The organism is Nocardia vermiculata NBRC 100427 (assembly GCF_001613265.1).
Lineage (GTDB): Bacteria > Actinomycetota > Actinomycetes > Mycobacteriales > Mycobacteriaceae > Nocardia > Nocardia vermiculata.
The window spans coordinates 157,642-164,753 of the sequence record NZ_BDCA01000016.1 but is presented as its reverse complement, the minus strand read 5'-3'; the positions used below and the strand labels follow the sequence as shown (position 1 = coordinate 164,753).

Below are 7,112 nucleotides of genomic sequence, written 5' to 3'. Positions count from 1 at the left end.
CGGGTGAGAACCCCGCCGGCGCGACGCCTACGGGCCGGACAGCGCGGCGGCCCGAAGGCAGCGCGCCAGCGCCCGGCACAGCGGATACGCGCGGTAAGCCCCCTACCGGTCCGATGGACTCCGGCCGCACCACCCGTGGCCGCAATGCGGTGGACAATCCGCCGCCCGGTGCCCGGCCTGCTCCAGGCCGGCGTACACCGTCTCAACCTCCTCGCGGCGACGCTCCCGCGCCCGGCAGGCAGTCTCCCGCCGCCCGGCCCGAAGCGCCCGCAGCCCGGCCGGAACCGCCGGCCGCCAGGCCCGAATCCGCCGCGCACCCCACCAAACGCGCGCCCCGCACGGGTGGGCCCGTGCCGCCGGGACCGGCCGCACCCCCGGTCGATCCCGGACCTGCGCCGGCCGCCACACCCGCCGACCCGACCGGAGCCCAGCGTGCCGCCGCGGGGAATCGGGCCGCGCCGCCGGTTGCCGGTGCTGCTCAGCCCACCGCGGTCCATCTCGCTCCCGACGCCCCGGTGGATCGGCGCGCTCGTGGCGGCCGGGCACCGGCCGCCGACCCGGCCACCGACCAGCTGCTGCCCATGCCGGACGACGAATCCGAGCTCGGCACATCTGCTTCCGTCGCCGACGCGGAGCACCACCACGAACCCGATACTCAGGACGATTCGGACGACGAACCACCGTTGTCCCGGCTCGCGGCGAGTAAGTTGCGCCGCCGCCGGCGTACGCGCACCGCGGCACGCGCCACCGGTTCGATCTGCGCGGTGCTCGCGCTGCTCATGACCGGTGTCGGCTGGAACTACCTGCGCGCCACCGACAACGGCTTCACCCAGGTCGCGGCGCTGGACGAGAATTCCGCCGATATCGTCGACCCCGGTGGTCAGCTGGGTGACGAGAACTTTCTGATCGTCGGTACCGACACCCGCGCCGGCGTCGACGCCCAGCTGGGCGCCGGTACCACCGAAGATGCCGAGGGTGCGCGCTCGGACACCGTGATGCTGGTCCATATCCCGGCCGACCGGTCCCGGGTGGTGGCGGTGTCCTATCCGCGCGACCTCGATGTGAGCCGCCCCGAATGCGAGGGCTGGGACAACGAGAAGGCCAAGTACACCGATACGACCTTCGAACCCGCGATGGGCGACAAGCTCAACGCCACCTACGCGCTCGGCGGGCCGAAGTGCCTGACCAAGGTCATCCAGAAGATGTCCGGCCTGAAGATCGGCCATTTCATCGGTATCGACTTCAGCGGTTTCCAGTCGATGGTCGACACCATCGGCGGTGTCGAGGTGTGCACCAATCGGCCGCTGATCGACGATGAGCTCGGCACCATCCTGGCTCAGCCCGGCCGGCAGAAGCTCAACGGACCGGTCGCGCTGGACTATGTCCGCGCCCGCCACGTCCAGGGTGAGGAACGCAGCGACTACGACCGCATTCACCGTCAACAGTTGTTCCTGTCGTCGCTGCTGCGCGGCGCGCTGTCGTCGAAGGTGCTGTTCGACCTGGGCAAGCTCAACGGATTCATCAACGCCTTCAGCAGCCACGCGTTCATGGACCATGTCAGCACCAAGGATCTGCTGATGCTGGGCCGTTCGATGCAGAAGATGGACGCCGGTGCGATCACCTTCCTGACCGTGCCGACCGCGGGGACCACGTCCTACGGCAACGAGATCCCGCGCGAATCCGACATCAAGGCGATTTTCCAGGCGATCATCGACGACCAGCCGCTCCCGGGTGAGAAGAAGGCGCCCGCCGCACCGAGCTCGGAAGCGCCGCCGCCCCCGGCGCCGCCGAAGTTGCAGGCGGTCGATCCGAGCACGGTATCGGTCCAGGTGTCCAACGCCTCCGGAGTCAGCGGGATGGCGGGAACGGCGGCGACCGCATTCGCCGGCCAGGGTTTCCAGATCTACAGCGTGGGCAACTACGACGGCGGCGATGTCGACACCACGACGGTCCGGTATTCCTCCGGGCACGAAGCGGCGGCGGCGACGGTGGCATCCTCACTGCCCGGCGCGACGATGGAGGAGTCACCGGACCTGGGCAGCATCGTGGAGGTGGCGCTCGGCTCGGACTTCTCCGGCACCGTGAACGCCCCGACGGAATTCGGTTCGCCGGTCACCGCGCCGGACCCGTCGGCGCAGAGTGCCGAGCCGGTCGCCCTGCCCTCGGACCTGGAGCATGTCAACGCCGCCGACGAACTCTGCAAGTGAGCCGCGCTCACCTGCACCGACCGGTGGCGGATATCGGCACCGACGATTCACCCTCCGTTCGTGACTTGGTCAGCGCCGGGAACTAGTGTTTGGTTTCATGCGCGTCATCTACAACGAACAAATGGCTGATCTCGCCACCATGCTGGGCGAGATGGCCGGTTTGGCCGGTGCAGCCATGGACCGGGCCACCCAGTCGTTGCTGGAGGCCGATATCGCGCTGGCCGAGCAGGTCATCACCGAATACGACCGGATCGCCGAGATGATCGGGCAGGCCGAGGAGAAGGCGTTCGCCCTGCTCGCCCTGCAGGCCCCGGTGGCCGGCGACCTGCGTCAGGTGATCAGCGCCATCCAGATCGTCTCCGACGTCAATCGCATGGGTGTGCTGGCGTTGCACGTGGCCAAGGTCGCCCGCCGACGGCACCCGAACCATGCGCTGCCCGAATCGGTCAACGGATACTTCGCCGAGATGGGCCGCATCGCGGTGAATATGGGTGCGGCAGCCAAGGAGGTGCTCGAGACCCGCGATCCGGAGCGTGCCGCCCAGCTCAACGAGGACGACGAGGCGATGGACGATCTGCATCGCCACCTGTTCTCGCTGTTGATGGACCGGGAGTGGAAGTACGGTGTGGCCGCGGCCGTCGACGTGACACTGCTGGGCCGCTACTACGAGCGCTTCGCCGATCACGCCGTGGAGATCGGCCGCCGGGTGGTCTTCCTGGTGACCGGCGTGCTGCCGCCGGACACCGATGCCGAGGCCGAGAAGGTCTGAGCCGCCGGTTCACACCCGGCGGGCCCGCCGCGGCCACCACCGGCCCGCCAGGGTGGGCAGTGTCACCGCTGCGATGAACAGCACCACCGTCACCAGCAGGAAATAGATCAGTGAGCCGTTGGCCCCGAACCGGGGCAGGAAGGCCAATTCCTGGCCGGTCGACGCGACCGCGTTGAGGAACGGTGCGTAGGCCTGTAGTTCGTAGCCGTGCGGGAGCAGGCTCATCGAATTCTCGGCGACATATACCCAGAACAGCAGTACGGCCACCGCCGCGGACGGGCTGCGCACCGCAGACCCGGCCGCAATGCCGACCCCGCAGCCGGCGAAGGCGTAGATCGGGACCGTCCACAGGAAGCGCAGACCGGCCGTATCGGTCAGCGTCACTTCGCCGTAGACGACCGGATACAGCCGCGGCAGTGCGGACATGACCACCACCAGCAGGATCAGCGTGGCCAATGCGGCGAGCACACCGTAGAAGATCCACCGGGCCAGCGCTGCGGTCCAGGCTCGCGGAAGCAGAAATGCGTTGAGGTCGCGGGTATTTCCGCGCCACTGACCGGCGTGGGCGAAGGCCGCAGTCACCATCATGATGGAGCCGGCGAAGGTGATCACCCAGTACACCGAGTTGGTGGTGGAGACCGCGGTGACGCCGAGTTGCCCGGGAATGGTCGCGAAACGTTCGGCGACAGCGGCGATTCCGAAGGTGATGAGCAGCGGTAGCCCGAAGGTGAGTGGGATCGCCACCAGCCACAGGAAGCTGCGCCCGCCGGTTCGGGTCCACTCCGCCGCCAATCCGCGGCGCAGTTCCGTCCAGGCCGGTGCGGCGTTCACGCGGCCGCCTCCGTCGCGGCACCGAGGCCGGTGATCGACAGATAAGCGTCCTCGAGAGTTGTTGCCGTGGGCACCGATTCGAGCAGTTCCGGTACGGGAGCGTCGGCGAGCACCCGGCCGCTTCCCAGCACCACCACCCGATCGGCGTTGCGTTCCACCTCGTCGAGCAGATGTGAGGTGACCAGAACGCAGGTGCCTTGGTCGGCGAGGCGCCGCAGCAGCGCACGCAGCCACAGAATGCCGTCGATATCGAGTCCGTTGAGCGGTTCGTCGAGCAGCAGGGTGGCGGGTTCGGACAGCAGGGCCGCCGCGATGCCGACCCGCTGCAGCATCCCCAACGAGTACTCACCGAGCCGCCGGTCCGCGACCGGTCCCAGGTCGACCAGTTCCAGCATTTCCGGAACTCGGGACAGCGGCAATCCGCGGGCACGGGCGATCCAGCGCAGATGGCGACGGGCGGTGTGCCGCGGGTCGACCGCGCGGTAATCCAGATGTATCCCCAGCGAAGGCGGTGTGGCCCGGCGGGCCCGGACCCGGGCACCGTCCACCCGGACGGTGCCGGCCGCCGGGGCGACAATGCCGCAGATGCAGCGCAGCAGCGTCGACTTCCCGGCACCGTTGAGGCCGAGCAGATAGGTGACCGCGGCGTCCGGGACGGTGAGTTCGGCGGCCTCGAGCACCGTCGCCCCCGGGTATCGGAGGCAGAGGTCACGAATCTCGATCATCGCGCCGGCGGATCAGAAGGTGCAGGGAATGGGCAGACCGACGGTTTTCACACCCTCGCACAGGGAACTGTTGGCCATCTTCCACGAGCCGTCGATGCGCTTCCAGGTGACCTTCATGGTGATCTCGGGGCGACCGGCGGAGCCGCTGTGCAGGACGGCGGTGTGTTCGTCGCCGTGGTGGGTCTCGGGCCCGGTGACCTCGTTCCAGCCCTTCGGCGCACGGAACAGCCCGAGGTTGTAGACGGTGCGCGGCACCACCACGGCATTCATGCCACCCTCCAGGTTGGCAGCCTTGGCCTCGTCGGACGCCGGTGTCTCGACCAGGAAGCGGACCTGCTCGTTGAGATCGGACAGGGTGGGAACCTCACGCGTGATGCGGAAGTCTCCGGAGTCGGCCGCGGCCAGGGGCGCGGTCACCAGAACCGCTGCCGTCATCGCGGCGACACCGGACAGCATCCTCGTCTTGATCATTTAATTACCCTTTCGAGTGAGCTGGACAACACCCCGTCTTCCAGGTGAAGATCCTGTTGACCCGAGGAAATTAGCGTAGCCTAAGCTGCATCGTCAATACTTATTTAAATAGCATCCACAACGGTCCGGGCCAGGCGTCAGCGACCCCGGAAACAGCGAGAAAGGGTGGAAACAGGTGGTGAGGCAGCGATCAGCCGGCGGCCGCAGGGTGCGAGGCCCTGCTGGTCAGGCGCAGGGTCACACCGCAGTCACCGCCCGCGTCCGGATGCACCTCGACGTCGTACTGCGAGTCCAGCGCGGGCGAGTGCCGCTGCAGAATCCGCTCGATCATGCCCTGCTGCAGACCGATCACGATCTCCGGCGAGTCCTGCGCGATCCGCCGCAGCGGACAGTTGCACATTCGGATCTCGTGGGTGCCGAAGCTGGACACCGCCGCGGACACCTGAAAGCCCAGCCGGGTCAGCGTCGTGGTGACGATCGTGACCGGATCCGGCAGTTCGGTTCCGGGAGTGTCGATTCCGGTCAGACTGTCGGCCCACAGCCGACCCGCGGCGACGGCTTTACGCTGCCGTGCCGCCGCGGTGTCCCCCAGTTGCGCGAGCAGCGCCGCCAATACCGGTGCGGTGGGGTCGTTGTCGCGTGCCACATACCCCTTGCGCGGCCGGCCCACCGTTTCCGAGGGCAGCCAGGTGCCCTCCACCAGGTCGTCGTCGATGAGCGCGTTCAAATGGAAACGGGCCGTAGTGATGTGAATTCCCAGCGCCTGCGCGATGAGCGGCGCGTCGAGGGGCTCCAGCGAATCGCGCACGAGCGCGAGGACCCGATCCCGCTGCCGGGGCGTGTCTGCCATCGCGCTCCTTTCTTCACCACCGATTGTAAGACCGCCCCCGAAACCGGCCCGCCGCAGCTCGCGGCCCGACGACAGGAACCACGATGAGCACACCACTGCCCTTCGACGAGCGCGACTCCGCGCACATACCGGGTCATTGGCTCCTCGCCCGGCTCGGCAAGCGAATCCTGCGGCCCGGCGGGAAGGAACTGACCGAGCGCATGCTCGACGCCGCCGCACTGCCGCGGACCGACGTCGTGGAGCTGGCCCCCGGGCTGGGTAAGACGGCCGCCGCGATCCTGCACCGGAAGCCGGCCAGCTATCGCGGCGTGGAGGCCGATTCGGCAGCCGCCGCGCTCAGCGCCGCCGCCGTGGGCAGTGCGGGGACCATCACCAGTGGCGATGCGGCCGAGACCGGCCTGGACTCCGACTCCGCCGATGTCGTGGTGGGTGAGGCGATGCTCACCATGCAGACCGACCCACACAAGGCGGCGATCATCGCCGAGGCGTTCCGGGTGCTGCGGCCCGGCGGCCGCTACGCCATTCACGAGATGGCACTGGAACCGGACGAGCTCGCCGAGGACACCAAGACCGAGATCCGCAAGGCGCTGGCGCGCTCGATCAAGGTGAACGCCCGCCCGCTGACCGGCGCCGAATGGACCAAGCTGCTGACCGACGGCGGATTCGAGGTGGAGACGGTGGAATTGGCGCCGATGGCACTGCTGGAACCGCGCCGGGTCGTCGCCGACGAGGGTGTGGCCGGCACCGCGCGGATCATCCGTAATGTATTGCGCGACCGCCCTGCCCGGGAACGCGTGCTCGCCATGCGTTCCACGTTCCGGACCCATCGGCGCAGCCTCACCGCCATCGCCGTTATCGCCAGGAAGCCCGCCGCATGACCGACGCACCCATCGCCACCGACACGACATCCTTCGACCCGCGGGACGGTGACGCTCCGCAGGCCCGCCGGCTGCTCGCCGGACCGGGACTGACCCTGGTGCGCATCAGTTTCCGGCGCGGGCAGATCCTGGACGAGCACCGCGCCCCCGGGCCGATTCTGATCACCTGTGTCAGCGGCGCGATCACCCTGGACGTCCACACCGCCGCGGGCACTCGGACCTACGAGCTGGTCGCGGGGACCGTCGTCTACGTCGTCGGTGGTGACGTGCACCGGCTCGTCGCGGGTGAGGACTCGGTCGTGCACGTCACCCTGCACCGCAATATCGACACCGAATAAGCCGGGCGGGCAGGCACATCCCGCTCCACCGCCGGAGCGGACC

Annotated in this window: 8 protein-coding genes; 4 read left to right on the top strand and 4 right to left on the bottom strand. The window is 68.6% G+C overall.

Going from position 1 to position 7,112, the window contains the following annotated elements; all coding sequences use genetic code 11:
* Positions 1–350: 350 nt before the first annotated feature.
* Together NV2_RS18120 and phoU are read left to right on the top strand one after the other, a co-directional pair.
* Positions 351–2,207: an LCP family protein gene (locus NV2_RS18120; protein WP_067875444.1), complete on the top strand. Its 1,857-nt coding sequence runs from the start codon at positions 351–353 to the stop codon at positions 2,205–2,207.
* A gap of 97 nt (positions 2,208–2,304) precedes the next feature.
* On the top strand, positions 2,305–2,976 hold the full coding sequence (phoU, locus tag NV2_RS18115; protein ID WP_067875441.1) for a phosphate signaling complex protein PhoU: 672 nt from the start codon (positions 2,305–2,307) through the stop codon (positions 2,974–2,976).
* Between the two features lie 9 nt (positions 2,977–2,985).
* Here phoU and NV2_RS18110 read toward each other — a convergent pair whose 3' ends face one another.
* The 4 genes from NV2_RS18110 to NV2_RS18095 form a co-directional block, all read right to left on the bottom strand.
* Positions 2,986–3,807, bottom strand: a complete 822-nt coding sequence (locus tag NV2_RS18110) for an ABC transporter permease (RefSeq protein ID WP_174550603.1) — start codon at positions 3,805–3,807, stop codon at positions 2,986–2,988.
* Positions 3,804–4,532 (bottom strand): ABC transporter ATP-binding protein, encoded by a 729-nt coding sequence (locus NV2_RS18105; protein ID WP_067875438.1) that lies wholly within the window; start codon positions 4,530–4,532, stop codon positions 3,804–3,806. Before NV2_RS18105 ends, NV2_RS18110 begins: the two co-directional genes overlap by 4 nt.
* Positions 4,533–4,544: 12 nt before the next feature.
* Positions 4,545–5,003, bottom strand: a complete 459-nt coding sequence (locus NV2_RS18100) for an MTB12 C-terminal domain-containing protein (RefSeq protein WP_067875435.1) — start codon at positions 5,001–5,003, stop codon at positions 4,545–4,547.
* A gap of 190 nt (positions 5,004–5,193) precedes the next feature.
* Positions 5,194–5,853 carry a helix-turn-helix transcriptional regulator gene (locus tag NV2_RS18095; protein ID WP_067875432.1) on the bottom strand — a complete coding sequence of 220 codons (660 nt, stop codon included), beginning with the start codon at positions 5,851–5,853 and terminating at the stop codon, positions 5,194–5,196.
* A gap of 83 nt (positions 5,854–5,936) precedes the next feature.
* Here NV2_RS18095 and NV2_RS18090 point away from each other — a divergent pair, with 83 nt between their 5' ends.
* Positions 5,937–6,731, top strand: a complete 795-nt coding sequence (locus tag NV2_RS18090) for a class I SAM-dependent methyltransferase (RefSeq protein WP_067875428.1) — start codon at positions 5,937–5,939, stop codon at positions 6,729–6,731.
* Entirely contained in the window at positions 6,728–7,069 is a 342-nt protein-coding gene (locus tag NV2_RS18085; protein ID WP_067875426.1) for a cupin domain-containing protein, read from the top strand. The genes NV2_RS18090 and NV2_RS18085 overlap by 4 nt, the downstream gene beginning before the upstream one ends.
* Positions 7,070–7,112: the final 43 nt, after the last annotated feature.